Source organism: Listeria ivanovii subsp. londoniensis (assembly GCF_000763495.1).
GTDB lineage: Bacteria > Bacillota > Bacilli > Lactobacillales > Listeriaceae > Listeria > Listeria londoniensis.
This window is the reverse complement of sequence record NZ_CP009576.1, coordinates 2204280-2221419: the sequence shown is the minus strand read 5'-3', so window position 1 is coordinate 2221419 and position 17140 is coordinate 2204280. Positions and strand designations below refer to the sequence as shown.

The 17140-nt window shown below is 37.6% G+C and carries 17 protein-coding genes and 1 riboswitch; of the genes, 16 read left to right on the top strand and 1 reads right to left on the bottom strand.

Features of this window, described 5'->3' with window-relative positions; all coding sequences use genetic code 11:
- Positions 1-66: 66 nt before the first annotated feature.
- The 14 genes from JL53_RS10880 to JL53_RS10810 all read left to right on the top strand — a co-directional run bounded on the left by JL53_RS10880 (position 67) and on the right by JL53_RS10810 (position 13993).
- Positions 67-1092 (top strand): FecCD family ABC transporter permease, encoded by a 1026-nt coding sequence (locus JL53_RS10880; RefSeq protein ID WP_038407625.1) that lies wholly within the window; start codon positions 67-69, stop codon positions 1090-1092.
- Positions 1092-2114 (top strand): FecCD family ABC transporter permease, encoded by a 1023-nt coding sequence (locus tag JL53_RS10875; protein ID WP_003720280.1) that lies wholly within the window; start codon positions 1092-1094, stop codon positions 2112-2114. Before JL53_RS10880 ends, JL53_RS10875 begins: the two co-directional genes overlap by 1 nt.
- A gap of 242 nt (positions 2115-2356) precedes the next feature.
- A complete protein-coding gene (fur, locus tag JL53_RS10870) occupies positions 2357-2815 on the top strand; it encodes a ferric iron uptake transcriptional regulator (protein WP_038407624.1) in 459 nt (152 codons plus the stop codon).
- 143 nt (positions 2816-2958) lie between these two features.
- Positions 2959-3852, top strand: a complete 894-nt coding sequence (gene xerD, locus JL53_RS10865) for a site-specific tyrosine recombinase XerD (RefSeq protein WP_038407623.1) — start codon at positions 2959-2961, stop codon at positions 3850-3852.
- Between the two features lie 28 nt (positions 3853-3880).
- A complete protein-coding gene (deoB, locus tag JL53_RS10860) occupies positions 3881-5065 on the top strand; it encodes a phosphopentomutase (RefSeq protein WP_038407622.1) in 1185 nt (394 codons plus the stop codon).
- Positions 5066-5083: 18 nt separating this feature from the next.
- Entirely contained in the window at positions 5084-5902 is an 819-nt protein-coding gene (locus JL53_RS10855) for a purine-nucleoside phosphorylase (RefSeq protein ID WP_038407621.1), read from the top strand.
- 181 nt (positions 5903-6083) lie between these two features.
- A complete protein-coding gene (gene lysA / locus JL53_RS10850) occupies positions 6084-7394 on the top strand; it encodes a diaminopimelate decarboxylase (protein ID WP_038407620.1) in 1311 nt (436 codons plus the stop codon).
- Between the two features lie 15 nt (positions 7395-7409).
- A complete protein-coding gene (locus JL53_RS10845; RefSeq protein ID WP_003720276.1) occupies positions 7410-8159 on the top strand; it encodes a segregation/condensation protein A in 750 nt (249 codons plus the stop codon).
- A complete protein-coding gene (scpB, locus tag JL53_RS10840) occupies positions 8156-8752 on the top strand; it encodes an SMC-Scp complex subunit ScpB (protein ID WP_038407619.1) in 597 nt (198 codons plus the stop codon). Before JL53_RS10845 ends, scpB begins: the two co-directional genes overlap by 4 nt.
- Before the next feature lie 2 nt (positions 8753-8754).
- Positions 8755-9486 carry a pseudouridine synthase gene (locus tag JL53_RS10835; protein ID WP_038407618.1) on the top strand — a complete coding sequence of 244 codons (732 nt, stop codon included), beginning with the start codon at positions 8755-8757 and terminating at the stop codon, positions 9484-9486.
- A gap of 199 nt (positions 9487-9685) precedes the next feature.
- Positions 9686-10402 carry a response regulator transcription factor gene (locus tag JL53_RS10830; protein ID WP_003720273.1) on the top strand — a complete coding sequence of 239 codons (717 nt, stop codon included), beginning with the start codon at positions 9686-9688 and terminating at the stop codon, positions 10400-10402.
- Positions 10403-10498: 96 nt separating this feature from the next.
- Complete coding sequence (locus tag JL53_RS10825) at positions 10499-12286, top strand: ATP-binding protein (RefSeq protein WP_038407617.1); 1788 nt, start codon at positions 10499-10501, stop codon at positions 12284-12286.
- A 19-nt stretch (positions 12287-12305) separates the two neighbouring features.
- A complete protein-coding gene (locus JL53_RS10820) occupies positions 12306-12824 on the top strand; it encodes an acyl-CoA thioesterase (protein ID WP_038407616.1) in 519 nt (172 codons plus the stop codon).
- Between the two features lie 246 nt (positions 12825-13070).
- A riboswitch (FMN riboswitch) is annotated at positions 13071-13193 on the top strand.
- Positions 13194-13381: 188 nt separating this feature from the next.
- The gene (locus JL53_RS10810; protein ID WP_038407614.1) at positions 13382-13993 is read left to right on the top strand and encodes a riboflavin transporter RibU; all 612 of its coding nucleotides are present in this window, start codon (positions 13382-13384) and stop codon (positions 13991-13993) included.
- Between the two features lie 42 nt (positions 13994-14035).
- On the opposite strand, the gene JL53_RS10805 is transcribed toward JL53_RS10810, so the two are convergent.
- Positions 14036-14260 carry a ferredoxin gene (locus JL53_RS10805; RefSeq protein WP_003720269.1) on the bottom strand — a complete coding sequence of 75 codons (225 nt, stop codon included), beginning with the start codon at positions 14258-14260 and terminating at the stop codon, positions 14036-14038.
- 153 nt (positions 14261-14413) lie between these two features.
- Here JL53_RS10805 and JL53_RS10800 point away from each other — a divergent pair, with 153 nt between their 5' ends.
- Positions 14414-15421: a YpbB family protein gene (locus JL53_RS10800; protein WP_003720268.1), complete on the top strand. Its 1008-nt coding sequence runs from the start codon at positions 14414-14416 to the stop codon at positions 15419-15421.
- Positions 15418-16824, top strand: coding sequence for a RecQ family ATP-dependent DNA helicase (locus tag JL53_RS10795; RefSeq protein WP_003720267.1), 1407 nt, complete (start codon positions 15418-15420; stop codon positions 16822-16824). Before JL53_RS10800 ends, JL53_RS10795 begins: the two co-directional genes overlap by 4 nt.
- Positions 16825-17140: the final 316 nt, after the last annotated feature.

Here is a 17140-nt window from a genome sequence, read left to right as displayed (position 1 = left end):
CTTTACGATTGATAATTATTATCACCTGGTAGGCGCGGACATTTTAGATGGAAGGAATTTGTGCAGATGGATAAGTCAAAACAGTTAAAAATGAACACAAGACCAACTGTCGCTATTTTTATACTTACAGCAGGCCTGTTATTACTTCTTATTATGGCGCTTTTTGGTATTGCGGTTGGAGCAGCAGATATTCACTTAGGTACTGTCTGGGATGCAATCTTTCATTATAATAGTTCTGAAACAGATCATCAGATTATTCGGAGCTTGCGGGTTCCGAGAGTAATTGCGGATATGGCAATTGGAGCGGCGTTTGCAGTTGCTGGTGCAATTATGCAAGGAATTACACGAAATCCACTAGCAGATTCGGGGCTTTTAGGGTTAAACGCAGGGTCTACTTTTATGGTGGCGATTTGTTTTGCATTTATGCCGGGGCTTAGTTATAACTCACTGATTATCTTCTCTTTTGTTGGTGCAGCAATTGGTGCTTTTATGGTATTTGGAGTTAGCTCGATTGCAGGAAATGCGATGTCGCCAACAAGATTAGTTCTTGCAGGAGCGGCGGTTAGTTCACTTTTGACGGCGCTTAGTGAAGGTATTGCAATTTATTTTAAATTAAGCCAGGATTTAGCATTCTGGTATGCCGGTGGTGTTGCTGGGGTGAAATGGAGTCAGCTTCAAGCAATTTGGCCATGGTTACTAGGTGCCTTAATAGCGGCGATTCTACTAAGTAAATCCATTACAATTTTAAGCTTAGGGGATGATATTGCAGTAGGACTTGGCGAAAAAACGACTTTTATCAAAATTGCCTCGATGGTGGTTGTGCTAGTACTTGCTGGTTTAGCTGTTTCTGTCGTTGGTCCGGTTGGGTTTATTGGGTTAATTGTACCTCATTTAGTTCGGTTTTTAGTTGGAGTGGATTATCGGTGGATTATTCCGTGTTCAGCTGTCGTTGGTGCCTTTTTGACATTAATTGCTGATATTGTTGCAAGAACTATCAATCCGCCGTATGAAACGCCGATTAGTGTTATTTTTGCGCTTATTGGGGTTCCTTTCTTCCTATATGTAGCTCGTAAGGAAAGGAGGAACTTATAATGTATATGACAACAGCAGAAAAACAAAAAAAGTCACGGCGTGTTTGGACTTTAATTATTTTAACGGTACTAATTATTTTTACTTTTACATACAGTGTCAATGCTGGGTATTCTAAGTTGCCATTTCTAGAAGTAATCAAGTCGTTTTTTGGGATGGCAGACGGGGGAACACAACTAATTGTTACTGAGTTTCGTTTGCCGAGAATTGTTATTGCGCTGTTAGTAGGCGCGGGTCTTGCTGTATCAGGGACGATTTTGCAAGGGATTTCTGGAAATGGACTTGCTGATCCGGGGATTTTAGGGATTAATAATGGTGCTGGTTTGGCGGTAATGCTCTATATTTCTTTCTTTCCTTCTACAATGGAGGTACCGGTTCTATTTATGCCATTTATTGGTTTTATTGGTGCGATTTTGACAGCGTTTGTTGTTTATGGGCTTTCTTACAGTAGAAGCGAAGGGCTGCTTCCTAATCGTTTGTTGCTCACTGGGATTGCTGTTGCGGCGGCAATTGCGGCACTTATTACCCTGCTAACAATTCGTCTTGATCCGCAAAATTATCAACGTTATGCAGAATGGATGGCTGGGAATATTTGGGCATCTAGCTGGCAATATGTTTTTGCTTTGTTACCATGGCTAGTTGTTTTAGGTACAGTTGCTTTTATGAAAGTGAAGACTCTTGATGTGCTTTCTTTTGGAGATCAAGTGGCTACAGGGCTTGGTGTCCGCGTAGAACGAGAAAAATTCATTCTTTTAATTGTTGCTGTTGGGCTTGCAGCTGCTTGTGTATCTGTCAGTGGAGGGATTGCTTTTATTGGGTTGATTGGACCGCATATTGCGAGAAAATTAGTTGGCTCGGCGCATCGCTGGGTGATGGTAACTGCAGCGCTCTCGGGTGGACTCTTGTTACTGTTAGCCGATACGATTGGTCGCTTAATAATTCAACCCTCTGAAATATTTGCTGGAATTGTGGTGGCCGTTATCGGAGCTCCTTATTTCTTGTTCTTACTAGCTAAAGCTAAATAATAATTATTATTAATAACGAGAAATTATTTAGTAATTGATAATCATTGTAGACAGCCTATTGCTTTTGTGATATCTTAGTAAACATAAGCAATAGGAATTGAATGCGAGTCATTTAATAAGCTGGAAAATGAATTTTGAACTTGCATTTTATTTATAATTATTATAAACTGTAGTTACTGTTAAATGATAATGATGATAATTTAGAAAGGCAGCTTGTTATTGCAACTAAGGGAGGAACCAGAATGGAAGGTCGTATTGGTCGCATTAAAGCACAACTTCATGATGCTAGCTATAAACTAACCCCACAGCGAGAAGCAACTGTTCGCGTTTTACTGGAAAATGAAAAAGATCACTTAAGTGCAGAGGAAGTTTTCTTGCGTGTGAAAGATATTGCGCCTGACACTGGCCTGGCAACTGTCTATAGAACGCTAGAACTGCTTACAGAACTTCGCGTGGTTGATAAAATTAACTTTGGAGATGGTGTTTCACGTTATGATTTACGACAAGAAGGCGCGAAACATTTCCATCATCACCTTGTTTGTTTAGAATGTGGTTCAGTAGAGGAAATTCAAGAAGATTTACTAGAAGATGTGGAAAAGATTGTGGAATCTAAATGGAATTTTCTTGTAAAAGATCACCGTCTAACTTTTCAAGGAGTTTGCGCAGATTGCAGACAAAAACCCAAAAAAAATAATGGCTGAGTTTGAGATAACCTATCTCAAACTTTTTTTGTGGAAAAAAGATGGACTGAATTGCGCGAAAAGTATTACATGTTTTTTTCGTTACTTAAACGTTTTCACTGAAGACGGAACATGGTAGAATAGGACTTGTGGAGGAAATGCTTATGAATGATTTGATAGATGATTTTTTACATTTTTTAATTGTAGAGAAAGGTTTATCCGCGAACACGATAAAAGCTTACGAGCGGGATTTATACTATTTTGTTTCTTATATGAACACATCTGGAACATTTACTGACCCGAATACTTTGGAACGAAGTGATATAGTTGGATTCATGACGTTTGCTAGAAAAGAAGGGAAATCAGCAAGAAGTGTAGCGAGATACGTTGCTTCACTACGGTCTTTTTTTCATTATTTAATGCATGATGGGAAAATGTCCCATGACCCAATGATTCAAATTGAAACGCCAAAACAAGCACAAGGATTGCCGAAAGTGTTAAATTTAGACGATGTAGAGTTACTACTTAATTCTTCAGATACAAGTACACCGCTTGGACTTCGTGATCAAGCGATGATGGAGATTTTATACGCGACAGGGCTTCGTGTTACTGAACTTGTTCAACTGAAAATGGATGATTTACATCTCCAAATGGGTTTTATTCAAACCATTGGTAAAGGGGATAAAGAAAGAATCATTCCGCTTGGTAAAACGGCGACCACTGTGTTAGAACATTATTTGGAAGAAGCAAGGCCAAAACTTAGAAGACCGAAATACCGCAATGATTTCGTGTTTTTAAATCATCACGGTCAAGGACTTACAAGACAAGGTTTTTGGAAAATTTTAAAAGGTATTGCGAAAGAATCGGGCATTGAAAAACCAATTACACCGCATACTTTGCGTCATTCATTTGCCACGCACTTACTTGAAAACGGAGCAGATCTCCGCTCGGTGCAAGAACTTCTTGGACATGCTGACATCTCCACTACGCAAATTTATACCCATGTAACCAAGCTGCGCCTAAAGGACGTCTACAAACAATTTCACCCGCGCGCTTAAAAAATATAATGGAAAAGGATGAGTAAATATGCCAGATAAATTTAAACGAGTACATGTAGTTGTAATGGATTCAGTTGGTATCGGGGAAGCCCCAGATGCTGCTGAATTTGGTGATTTTGATGTAGATACATTTGGTCATATTGCGAAATATGTTGGCGGCTTAAAAATGCCAGAAATGGGCAAACTTGGCTTATCAAATATTCGTGAAATTGAAGGGATTAAAAAAGCAGAAAAACCACTTGCTTATTATACAAAAATGCAAGAAGCTTCAAATGGAAAAGATACGATGACTGGGCACTGGGAGATTATGGGACTTTATATTGATACCCCATTCCGTGTCTTCCCGGACGGATTTCCAGATGATTTAATCAATCAAATCGAAACAAAAACTGGTCGAAAAGTAATCGGTAATAAACCTGCTAGTGGTACGGAAATCATGGCTGAACTTGGCGAAGAACATGTGAAAACAGGCGCGTTAATTGTTTATACTTCTGCTGATTCAGTGTTACAAATTGCGGCACATGAAGATGTGGTTCCGTTAGAGGAATTATACGAGATTTGTGAATTCTGCCGTAAAATCACACTAGATGATCCGTACATGCTTGGCCGGATTATTGCGCGCCCATTTGTCGGCGAACCTGGTGCATTTGTTAGAACACCAAATCGTCATGACTATGCACTAAAACCATTTAAACCGACTGTGATGGATGCACTTAAAGATGGCGGCAAAGACGTTATTGCGATTGGGAAAATTTCCGATATTTTTGACGGAGAAGGTGTGACAGAATCAATTCGCACGAAATCCAATATGGATGGAATGGATCAATTTATCGCTGTGCTAGATAAAGACTTTAATGGTATGAGTTTCCTTAACTTAGTAGATTTTGACGCACTATTTGGTCATCGCCGTGATCCACAAGGCTATGCGGATGCGCTAGTTGACTTTGATGGTCGTTTAGAAGAAGTAATGGAAAAATTAACGGATGATGATTTACTTATTATCACAGCTGACCATGGTAACGACCCAACATACTCGGGGACAGATCATACACGTGAATTTGTTCCACTACTTGTCTACTCACCGCGCTTTAAAAATGGCGGGTCCGAACTTGGGCTGCGCAAAACTTTTGCAGATCTTGGGGCGACGGTAGCAGACAATTTTGATGTTAAAATGCCTGAATATGGAAAAAGTTTCTTAGCAGACTTGAAATAGGGAAAGGGAGGAACAAAAATGAGTTTAGAAAAAGTAAATGAAGCAGTTGCGAAAATTAGAGAAAGTTACACGGGTTCACCAAAAATTGGTTTGATTCTTGGGTCAGGTTTAGGTGTGCTTGCGGATGAAATCAACCAACCAACTAAACTTTCTTATAGTGAGATTCCTCATTTTCCAGTTTCTACAGTGGAAGGACATGCTGGCCAATTTGTGTTCGGCGAATTAGAGAACAAAGAAGTAGTAGCTATGCAAGGCCGCTTCCATTTTTATGAAGGCTATTCGATGCAGGAGGTTACTTTCCCAGTTCGTGTTATGAGGGAATTAGGGGTCGAAGTTTTAGTTGTAACGAATGCAGCGGGTGGGGTTAACGAGCTGTATTCTGCTGGCGATTTGATGTTGATTTCTGACCATATTAATTTCACTGGGACAAGCCCACTTATCGGACCGAATGACGAACATTTTGGCCCACGGTTCCCAGATATGTCAGAAGCTTACAATTTGGCATTACGTGTGGAAGCTAGATTAATTGCGCAAGAGCTTGGTTTAACTATTCGCGAAGGTGTTTATGCGGGATTTAGTGGTCCAACATACGAAACTCCTGCTGAAATTCAAATGATGCGCACACTTGGAGCAGATGCAGTTGGAATGTCGACTGTACCAGAAGTAATCATTGCTAACCATGCAGGATTACGCGTTCTCGGTATTTCTTGTATTACGAATATGGCGGCTGGAATTCTTGACCAACCACTTTCGCACACAGAAGTAATCGAAACAACGGATCAAGTTCGTAGCACGTTTTTACAATATGTAAAAGCAATTGTGGCTAAAATTTCTTAAAATAATCGGTTGTATAAGTTCAGCTAATTTCATTATTTTCTGAAGAAAGAAGATAATGAAATCAGCTGGACTTTTTTGATGGATTTGATATTATTTTCAGATAGTTATTGTCGCTCGGCTTCTTAGTATGCTACTATATAAAAGAACTTTTAAAAATCTATAATGTAAAGGTGGGATTGGCGTGACGTTTGAACGGCTAGGAACAGTAAATGTAAATGCAGAAGGACATCTCGAAATTGGAGGGGTGGACACTTTAAAGCTGGCTGAGAAATACGGCACGCCGTTATATGTTTATGATGTCGCGCTAATCCGAGACCGTGCAAGAGGTTTTAAAAAAACTTTTGAAGAGTTAGGTGTGAAGGCGCAAGTAGCTTATGCCAGTAAAGCATTTTCAGCTGTTGCGATTTATCAGTTGATGGCAGAGGAAGGTTTATCGCTTGATGTTGTTTCTGGCGGGGAATTATATACTGCAATTAAAGCAGGATTTCCAGCAGAGCGAATTCATTTTCATGGCAATAACAAAAGTGCAGAAGAGATAAATATGGCACTGGATTACGGTATTGGCTGTTTTGTACTGGATAATTATTATGAAATTAGTTTATTAGAAGATATATTAATAGAAAGAAATGAAAAAGCAGCTGTTTTAATTCGCGTCACACCAGGGATTGAAGCACATACACATGATTATATTTTAACTGGACAAGATGATTCGAAATTTGGTTTTGGACTTACGAATGGACAAGCAGAAGCAGCGATTAAACAAGTGTTGCATGCAAGCGCGTCGTTTGATTTAATTGGTTTACATTGTCATATTGGGTCACAAATTTTTGAAACGACTGGTTTTAAATTAGCGGCCCGACGCATTATGGATAAATTAGTTGAATGGCATCAGACATTAGGTTTTGATTCACAAGTACTTAATCTTGGGGGAGGCTTTGGGGTTCGTTATACTGCTGAAGATGAACCATTAGAGCCGAGCGAGTATGTTCGCCAAATCATCGAGGAAGTGCGTGATGTCGCAAGTACAAATGCTATTGCCATTCCAGAGATTTGGATTGAACCAGGTCGTTCTCTCGTGGGTGAAGCAGGGACGACATTATACAAAGTTGGTTCCAGAAAAGAAGTTCCTGGTATTAGAAATTATGTGGCAGTGGATGGCGGTATGTCTGACAATATTCGGCCAGCACTTTATGACGCTCATTATGATGCGGTTCTTGCCGCAAGTCCAGAAAAGGTGCCCGAAGAAACCGTAGCGATTGCTGGGAAGTGTTGTGAGTCTGGCGATATGCTAATTTGGGATTTACCGCTACCAAAATCAAATGCGGGTGAAGTTTTGGCAGTCTTTTGTACGGGTGCTTATGGTTATGCAATGGCTAGTAATTATAATCGAATTCCAAGGCCGCCAGTTGTTTTTGTAGAGAACGGCATCGATAAACTCATAGTTGCCCGGGAAACATATGAAAATTTAGTGCAAAATGATCTTTCATTATAGTAGGGCGGGACAAACATGGTAGAAATGAATTTTAAAGTAGATGCGTTTGAAGGACCTCTTGATTTACTTCTCCACTTAATTGGACAGCTAGAGGTGGATATTTATGATATTCCGATGGCTGAGATTACGGACCAATATATGGAATTTGTTCATACGATGCAAGAAATGGAACTAGATATAGCAAGCGAATATCTGGTTATGGCAGCCACCTTACTCGCGATAAAAAGTAAAATGCTTCTTCCAAAACAGGAATTAGAAATTGATTATGATACACTAGAGGAGGAAGAAGATCCGCGAGAGGCTCTAGTTGAAAAACTTATGGAGTATAAACGCTTTAAAGAAGCTGCCAAAGAACTCAAAGAAAAAGAAGCAGAACGGAGCTTTTATTTCAGTAAACCGCCGATGGATCTTGCTGAATATGATGATGGAACGAACGTGGCAGAATTAGATGTATCACTAAATGATATGTTAAGTGCATTTAACAAAATGCTTCGCCGTAAAAAACTAAATAAGCCACTTCATACAAGAATTACAACACAGGAAATTTCAATTGATGATCGTATGGATTCCGTCATGGAAAAATTACAAAAACACCAAAATCATCGCTTGCGGTTTGATGAGTTATTTGAAGAGCAAACCAAAGAACAATTAGTCGTAACGTTTTTGGCACTCTTAGAACTAATGAAACGAAAATTAGTGGAAGTGGAACAAGTGGAAAGTTTTGCCGATTTATATGTGTTAGGTAAAGGGGAAGAAAAGTCGTGACGAGAGAAGAACAATTAGGTGTTTTAGAGAGCTTGCTTTTTGCTGCTGGTGACGCAGGACTTTCGACAGAACAATTAACGGGAGTCATGGAAATCACGCACATTGAAGCACTCAATTTATTAGAATTGTTAAACGAACGCTATAATGAAAATACTGATCGAGGGCTTATTTTATTAGAACTTGCTGGGACATTTCAGCTAGCTACCAAAAAAGCGCATGCTGAATACTTAAGGAAGTTAGTGGAAGTTCCAAGCAATACTGTTTTATCACAAGCATCACTCGAAACATTAGCGATTATTGCTTACAGACAACCGGTAACTCGTATGGAAGTGGATGAGGTTCGAGGCGTTCAAACAGATGGGCCGATTCGAACATTAGTTGCTAAAGGTCTCGTAACTGACAAAGGCCGAGTAGACGGTGCTGGACGAGCGAAGCTATATGTAACAACGAGTGAATTCTTAGATGCATTTGGACTGAATTCTTTAGACGATTTACCAAAGCTCGCTGACCCAGAAGCAGAAGAACCAGACCAAAACGAAATGGACCTGTTTTTTGACCGGTTTAACCAAACTAAAGAACAGGAGGAGGAATAAATATGGAACGTTTACAAAAAGTGATTGCGAATGCAGGTATTACTTCCAGAAGAAAAGCAGAAACTCTAATAAAAGAGGGTAAAGTAACAGTGAATGGTAAAGTAGTAACCGAATTAGGTGTGAAAGTTAGTGGTTCCGAACGAATTGAAGTCGAAGGAATTCAGTTAACAAAAGAAGAACATCGCTATTTCCTATTCTATAAACCAAGAGGGACTGTATCAGCAGTGACAGATGATAAAGGACGTACAACGGTAGCAGATTATTTTACCGATATTCCAGAACGACTTTACCCAGTAGGAAGACTTGATTATGATACATCTGGCTTACTTTTAATGACAAATGATGGGGATTTTGCTAACTTACTGATGCATCCTAAAAATGAAGTAGCGAAAACATATATTGCTCGTATTAAAGGTATTCCGGAACGAGAAGTAATTCGTGAACTAGAACGTGGCGTTGTTATTGATGGTCGTAAAACAGCTCCCGCAAAAGTGAAAATCCGTTCCTCCGATAAGGCGAAAGATAAAGCAATTGTCGAGATTACGATTCATGAAGGTCGTAACCGTCAAGTACGTAAAATGTTTGAAGCAGTTGGATTTGAAGTGCAAAAATTATCAAGAGAAGAATATTCTTTCTTAAATTTACGTGGCTTAAATGCAGGTGAGCGTAGAGAATTATCCCATCATGAAGTGAAACAATTAAAGACAGAAGCGCGATTTGGCAAGAAAAAGTAATAATAAAGACATGGCAGAAAACTAATTTTCTACTTTAAATGAACTTTCTATTAGCGTGTTTTGTGAAAAACATGTATAATTTAATTCGTAGGAAATTTGGTATAGGAAATGGTGCGTATTTTCGTATGTGGGTACGAGAATTTCCATTTAATTAGGTAGTTAATTCTGTATGTAAATGAGAGTTAGGGGATGAGTACTTATGAGTGAACAAGTTAGAGTGCTTGTTGTGGATGATGAGGATCGAATTCGCCGCCTTCTTAAGATGTATCTTGAAAGAGAGAACTATCGAATTGAAGAGGCTAGTGATGGTGACCAGGCATTAGACATGGCACTGAACAATAATTATGAAGTAATCCTACTTGATTTAATGATGCCAGGTAAAGACGGAATTGAAGTTTGCCGTGAATTAAGAGAATTTAAAGCAACACCCGTTGTTATGCTAACGGCAAAAGGAGAAGAAGCAAATCGAGTGCAGGGCTTTGAAGTGGGGGCAGATGATTATATTGTTAAACCATTCAGTCCAAGAGAAGTCGTACTCCGAGTGAAGGCTGTCCTTCGCCGTGCAAAACAAAACTCTGAAGAAGGAATGAACGGAACACCGGGTGATATTATTACTTTCCCTCATTTGAAAATTGATAATGAAGCTCATCGTGTTATTGTGGATGGAAAAGAAATTGGTTTAACGCCGAAAGAATATGATTTATTATATTACCTAGCTAAATCACCTGATAAAGTTTTTGATCGTGAGTCACTTTTAAAAGAAGTGTGGCGCTATGAGTTCTTCGGTGATTTACGTACTATTGATACACACGTAAAAAGACTTCGTGAAAAATTACATGATGTATCCGAAGACGCTGCAAGAATGATCGTAACAGTTTGGGGTCTAGGGTATAAATTCGAAGTTCCAGAAGAATAAACTTACAAAGATAGCGGACAAAGACGTTTAATCGGCAAGTGTTATGCCGCACGTGCTTTGTTCCGTTGTTTTTTTATGGGAAGCGAGGTGAGATGGATGAAAATATGGAATAGTATCGTTGGCAAAATTTGGAGCACGATTATTTTATTGTTAATTGGTATTTTAGTTATATCAGGATTTTTAGTTGCGATGATTTATGAAAAAAATAATATCGAGAAAATAACGAAAGAATTAGAAGAAACTACAACGAGCATTATTAATGTGATGAAAGAAAACGATGCGGTTATTTCGACTGAAAATAAAAATGATTCTCCCCTTACTTTACTAGACAATACGATGGGGATTATCATTGAAGAAAATGGTAAAAACGTATACCAATTACAATCACCTGATTATGTTTCTAAGGAGTCGGCAAACAAGTTAATTGCCGATAAGACATTAGACAAAGCTTTAGAAACAGAAAATATTGTGACAATGAAGTACAATTTCAAAATAGATAATCATTCATTACCTGTAGAAGTTTCTGCCCAAAATTTCAAGTTAGATAATGGCGATTCGGGCGTGGTATATGTTTATCAATCTTATAATACTATTTTGCAAGTAAATAAAAAAACGATGACTACACTTATTGTTTCCGGTATTATTGCCGTTTTTATCACCTCTATCTTATCTTTTGTTTTCTCTTCAAGAATGGCTTTTCCGCTTCGAGAAATGAAAAAAATTGCAATTGCTGTTTCAAAAGGTAATTTTGATAATCGCGTTCCAACATATACCCATGATGAGATTGGTGAACTGGGTGTTGCATTTAATGATATGGCAAAACAGCTAAAATATAATGTCAGTGCACTCAGACAAGAAAAAGAGCAATTATCCAATATATTAGTAGGTATGGCTGATGGTGTCATTAAGTTTAGCATCGACAAAACAATTATTTTAAGCAATCCGCCGGCAGAAGAATTTTTACATAATTGGTTCTTTTCATCTGAAAACACCGAAAAAGTGCTTATCCCAGTTGCGCTAGATAATTTGCTGGAAGATACATTAGAAGCAAAGGAATCTCAAGTAGGTGAAATTACTTTCGCTGACCGAACCTATGTGGCAATCTTGACGTTACTTTATACTGGGGAGCATGTTCGAAGTGTGGTAGCGGTTATTCGGGATATGACGGAAGAGAAACAACTAGAAAAAATGAAAAGTGATTTTGTGAATAATGTTTCGCATGAACTGCGTACGCCAATTTCAATGTTGCAAGGTTATAGTGAAGCAATTATTGATGGAGTTGCCCAATCAGACGAAGAAGTGCGGGAATTTGCGCAAATTATTTATGATGAATCCCTTCGTATCGGTCGTTTGGTCAATGATATGCTAGACCTTGCGCGGATGGAAGCTGGATTCAACCAAATGGACAATCAAAAATTACCACTGGCGCCACTACTTGAAAAAGTAATCTCGAACTTTGATGTGTTAGCAAAAGAAAACTCTGTCGAATTAGGTTTAGAATTAGAAACGCCTGATTTAGAATATTCTTACGATCCTGACCGAATGGAGCAAGTATTAATTAACTTAATTATGAATGCGATTCGTCATACTGGGAAAGAAGGATATGCAGGTAAAGTGGTTTTAAAACAAACAATTGATGAAACAAAAAATAAACTTATTATTACTGTTTCTGATAATGGTAGCGGAATTGCCGAAGAAGATATTCCTTATTTATTTGAACGTTTTTATAAAGCGGACAAAGCTCGAAAACGAGGAAAAGCCGTCGGGACAGGTATTGGTTTAGCTATCGTTAAAAACATTGTGGAAGCACATAATGGAAAAATTTCTGTAAAAAGTGAACTTGGCAAAGGCTCAGATTTTATTATTACTTTGCCTCTCGGATAAATAGAATGGAGCGAAAAAAATGAAAAAAAGACAAACAAAATTTTGTAAGGAATCTTTAGTAATTAAGACAAGTAGGGTATTCCCTTCTGATACAAATAATCATAATACCTTATTTGGAGGTCGCTTAATGACCTACATTGATGACACAGCATCTATTAGTGCTTCTCGTCATTGTCGAACAGAAATAGTGACAGCCTCAACAGACTCCGTTGACTTCTTAAAACCAATTAAAAATGATCATTCCGTTTGTTTAGAGTCTTATGTTGCTTCTACTGGTAGGAGTTCAATGGAAATTTTTGTGAAAATTATTGCAGAGAATTTAAAAACAGGCGAACGTTATTTAGCAGCTACTTCATTTTTAACTTTTGTGGCCCTTGATAAAGACGGGAAAACAGTAGAAGTTCCGCTTGTTGAACCAGAAACAGAAGAGCAAAAAAGAATTCATGCTGGTGCAGAGGCAAGAAGTATTGCTCGTAAAATTCGTTTGAAAGAAAATCAATCACTAGCAGAATCATTATCAACAAATATTCCATGGTAGAGAATAAGACCCTGGGCCATAACCAAGTTTTAACAATAAAAGGTGGAAAATAGAAAAGTAGAAATCATTGTATATAGCCATTTTGGAAAATGGAATAGACATGATTTCTGCTAGTTTTCATTTTAGCGACTCATTTATCCAAGCTTCACATTGGAATAGTAGAGAAAGCGCTTACGTGAAAAAATATACAAAAGGACTTGCGAAAATATTTATTCATGGTAAAATAAAATTTGTAAGAAAATATTCGTTCATCTTCGGGGCAGGGTGCAATTCCCGACCGGTGGTTAAAGTCCACGATCTGCTTTTTTAGCAGTTGACTCTGGTGTAATTCCAGGACCGACAGTATAGTCTGGATGGGAGAAGATGTTGACAGACCTTTTCGTTTGTCTTCACGAGCATGTGTTAGCAAGCTGTGATGTTTATTTGAGCATCTAACGTTTGTTTATCTTTTCACAAACTCTCCCTCAACTTTATTAGTTGAGGTTTTTTATTTGCTTGGGTTGCATTCGTTAAATGGCGTCACTCGCTTCTTGGTGAACATCAAGGGAGAAATGACAATGAAGAATTATTCAATGAAGGTCTTTGTAAGTGTGGCAGTACTTGGAACTGTAGCATTCATATTAATGATGCTCCAATTTCCATTACTACCAAGTGCACCATTTTTAAAGCTTGATTTTAGTGACATCCCAGCTTTACTTGGTGGACTTCTATTCGGTCCATTAGCGGTGATATTAGTGGAGTTGATCAAAAATGTGTTACTATATATTGTTTCTGGTAGCCCAGTTGGTATCCCTGTTGGAGAACTAGCTAACTTTATTTCAGGAATATTTTATGTCCTGCCGATTTATTATTTATTTCACTGGTTTCGTACAACAAAAGGTATGGTTCTTTCAACCGCGGTTGGTACGGTGTTAATGACACTCGCAATGACAGTATTTAATTATTTTGTTTTATTACCATTTTATATTAAACTAGGTGGACTGCCGGCGAATACAGATGTTGCATGGCTAATCACTTATGCGATTGTACCGTTTAACCTATTAAAAGGAGTTATCGTTAGTGCAGTCTTCTTACTGCTTTATTCACGAATGAAAAAATGGATTGCTAAAAATCAAACTGCAAAAGAACGGCGCAAATTCGAAAAACGTCAACAAGAAGTTAGCCGTTGAAATAAATAAAATCCGTGAGTCCAGAATGGGCTCGCGGATTTTTTAATGAAATGGTTTATCAGAAACCTGGATAGAAAGTGATGGGCAAGCGAACTCAGCATCAATGACCATCTCTGTTAAATCTTCTGGAATTACTTTTGTACCAGTATTATTATCTAAAATATTAAATGCAAGTCCTTCTGTATCATAATCAAACACATCAGGGGCATGAATAGAACAAGCTCCACAAGCAATACAAGTATCTTTTTCGACGCGACAATATTTCAATATACTCCGCTTCCTTTCTAAAATGACTCATTGAAGCTAGATTTTTTCTTTTTCTATTGTACCATAAATTGATAAAGTTTTTTTAGTCAAACCAGTGTCGAACAAGTGTTTCTGTGGTATGATAATAGGAGTAAAAAAAGGTGGTGGAAAGTCTTGGATAAGCTTGATAATTACATATTAACTATTTTAAAAAAATCTGTCACACCAAGGAAGTTACCGTTTTTACAGACAATTTTAGTTGGGCGGAGAACTGGACAAGCTGTTCAAGATGCTCATCTTTTTCAAATGCAACACCTATTCGGATTGGTACCAAATTTAAAATCAAGTTATTTGGAAGTACGGCTAACAGATTTGGTCCAAAACGGTATGGTTTCTTCTACCGAAAATGGCTATATTATACAAGGGAATATCGAGCCTAGCTTTGAAATAGATTATCCGTGGTTTCAAGGTTTTTCCTTTCAACGACAAGCTTTTGATTTTTTTGCGCATTTACGATTGGGGATACAAGTAATTAGTAATAAGCACCATAACAAGAAATACTATTTACCAGTCATTCGTGACAAAAAAGTACAATTATTCATTAAAAACTGGCTAACAAATCAAGTACAAGCCACTTTAGCCGATAACTTATTTATAGAACTGACTAGCTGGTTCAAAGAGCTAGAAGTAGCAAAACCAGAATATTTAGTAGAACGTTTTTCTGGTGGTGAATTAATGGGCTATACGATGGAACAAATTGCTTCAAAATATAATCAGCCGAAGTGGGATATTTATTTCGAAATATTGCATGAAATCCATCATTTATTCGCTGTGATAAAGCAAACACACGAGAAATGGACTATTTTAAGTAGTTTAATCCCAAACGAATTAACTGCTTTAACTACCTCTGCTATGCAAACTTTTACGCTTTGGCGAAATGGTGCTGAATTAGAGACGATTGAGCAAATTCGCAACTTAAAAACAAGTACCATTCAAGATCACTTTGTTGAGATAAGAGCTACACAAAAAAATGCGAACGTACCCTATTTGCCTGACGACGAGCTAATAAAAGCAATTAATCAAAAAGAATGGAATTTATTGCGCGAAATCAAAGCAGAATTCCCAGACTTGGATTATTATCAAATCCGGCTAGCTGTGGTGAGTAGAGGAGGAATAGCATGAGTCTAGAAAAGAAACTAAAATCATATCTTGGCTTTGAAGAATTCCGCCCAGGACAAAAAGAAGTAATTGAAGCTACATTAGCAGGGGAGAACACGTTTGCTATGTTACCCACTGGAACTGGAAAGACTATTTGCTATCAATTAGCGGGATATTTGATGGAGGGCTTAGTTGTGATTGTGTCACCGCTTCTTTCGTTAATGCAAGACCAGATGGAACGAATGCGTGCACATGGGGAAAAACGCGTTGCTGCACTTAATAGTTTTTTGAAACGAGACGAGAAAAACCAAATTCTTGCTAACATCCATTTATACAAATTTTTATTTTTATCACCAGAGATGTTGAATAATGATAAGATAAAAAGCCTTCTTTTGAAGCAGAAAATTAGTTTATTTGTAATTGATGAGGCACATTGTATTTCTCAGTGGGGGCATGATTTTCGTCCGGATTATTTAATGTTAGGTTTGTTTATTCAAGAGGCGAATTTCCCAGTAACAATGGTGCTTACTGCAACAGCCACCAAAAAAGTTCGAGCAGATATTTTAGCGCAACTTCAATTAAAAGACTGCAAACAAATTATTTATTCAGTGAACCGTTCAAACATTTCTTTACAAGTAGAAAAATTTACGAACCAAAATTTAAAAAAAGAACGTTTGTATGAACTAGTTTCAAAACTGCAAACGCCGGGTATTGTGTATTTTTCAAGTAAAAAATTAGCAGAAAGGATAGCGCGTGAATTGAGCGAAATATCTGGCCTACAAGTCGCCTATTATCACGGGGATATGGAAGCGGAAGATAGGATTATGATTCAACAGCAATTTGTTTATGGTCAGTTAGATTTAATTTGTGCGACGAGTGCTTTTGGAATGGGAATAGACAAATCAGATATTCGTTTTGTTATTCACTATCATATGCCTGCTGATTTAGAAGCATACTTGCAAGAAATCGGACGAGCTGGTCGAGATTCGAAAAACAGTGTCGGTATTCTACTTTATGCCACTGGAGATGAATTTATTCAAATGCAGCTAGCAGACCAAGATTTACCTGATGCAAGTTTAATCCATTTAACAAAGGAACAGCTGAAAACATTACCCGAATCAGAGCAGCGTTTTATCGAGTACTATCAAAAGAGTGGATTGACTACCCAAGAAATAACTACAAAAATAGACTATCGCAAGAAATGGAAACAAGCCAATTTACAGCAATTCATTGGTTATCTGCATACAAAAGATTGTCGCCGGAATTATATTATGCGTTATTTTGAAGAAGAACCCCTTGATAGTGAAAAGCCGCTAAACTGTTGTGATATAGACGGTGCGGATATTACTACCTTTGAAAAAAAAGAAATGATACAACGAAAAGAAGTCCCTACTTGGGAAAGTTATTTAACATACTTATTGCAGTGATTTTAAAAGTTACGAAATTCGACAAAAAGAATACAATTTCACATTTTTTTGCAAAAAAAAGCTTGTTTAATAGCAAAAAACTTGTTATTATTTTGTTCAGTAATCTGTAAGAAATAGATAGCGCCTACACCTTATAAGCACCAAATTAAAATTATTATTGCTTTTTTTAGTAAAAAAGCGGTTTAAGTGTTGTTGGATGTTACATTTATGGGTATAATTATTTCAAAGGCATTTCATTTTTAATATCATATGTAACACTTCTCTGTGCCAATAATAGTGCATAGGATAATTTTAGAGAGCACTAAAGGAGGAACTT

Bases quoted from the DNA above. Each gene is read 5' to 3' on its own strand.
- JL53_RS10880 (WP_038407625.1), top strand. From the start codon at position 67: ATGGATAAGTCAAAACAGTTAAAAATGAACACAAGACCAACTGTCGCT.
- JL53_RS10875 (WP_003720280.1), top strand. From the start codon at position 1,092: ATGTATATGACAACAGCAGAAAAACAAAAAAAGTCACGGCGTGTTTGG.
- fur (WP_038407624.1), top strand. From the start codon at position 2,357: ATGGAAGGTCGTATTGGTCGCATTAAAGCACAACTTCATGATGCTAGC.
- xerD (WP_038407623.1), top strand. From the start codon at position 2,959: ATGAATGATTTGATAGATGATTTTTTACATTTTTTAATTGTAGAGAAA.
- deoB (WP_038407622.1), top strand. From the start codon at position 3,881: ATGCCAGATAAATTTAAACGAGTACATGTAGTTGTAATGGATTCAGTT.
- JL53_RS10855 (WP_038407621.1), top strand. From the start codon at position 5,084: ATGAGTTTAGAAAAAGTAAATGAAGCAGTTGCGAAAATTAGAGAAAGT.
- JL53_RS10845 (WP_003720276.1), top strand. From the start codon at position 7,410: ATGGTAGAAATGAATTTTAAAGTAGATGCGTTTGAAGGACCTCTTGAT.
- JL53_RS10835 (WP_038407618.1), top strand. From the start codon at position 8,755: ATGGAACGTTTACAAAAAGTGATTGCGAATGCAGGTATTACTTCCAGA.
- JL53_RS10830 (WP_003720273.1), top strand. From the start codon at position 9,686: ATGAGTGAACAAGTTAGAGTGCTTGTTGTGGATGATGAGGATCGAATT.
- JL53_RS10825 (WP_038407617.1), top strand. From the start codon at position 10,499: ATGAAAATATGGAATAGTATCGTTGGCAAAATTTGGAGCACGATTATT.
- JL53_RS10820 (WP_038407616.1), top strand. From the start codon at position 12,306: ATGAAAAAAAGACAAACAAAATTTTGTAAGGAATCTTTAGTAATTAAG.
- JL53_RS10810 (WP_038407614.1), top strand. From the start codon at position 13,382: ATGAAGAATTATTCAATGAAGGTCTTTGTAAGTGTGGCAGTACTTGGA.
- JL53_RS10795 (WP_003720267.1), top strand. From the start codon at position 15,418: ATGAGTCTAGAAAAGAAACTAAAATCATATCTTGGCTTTGAAGAATTC.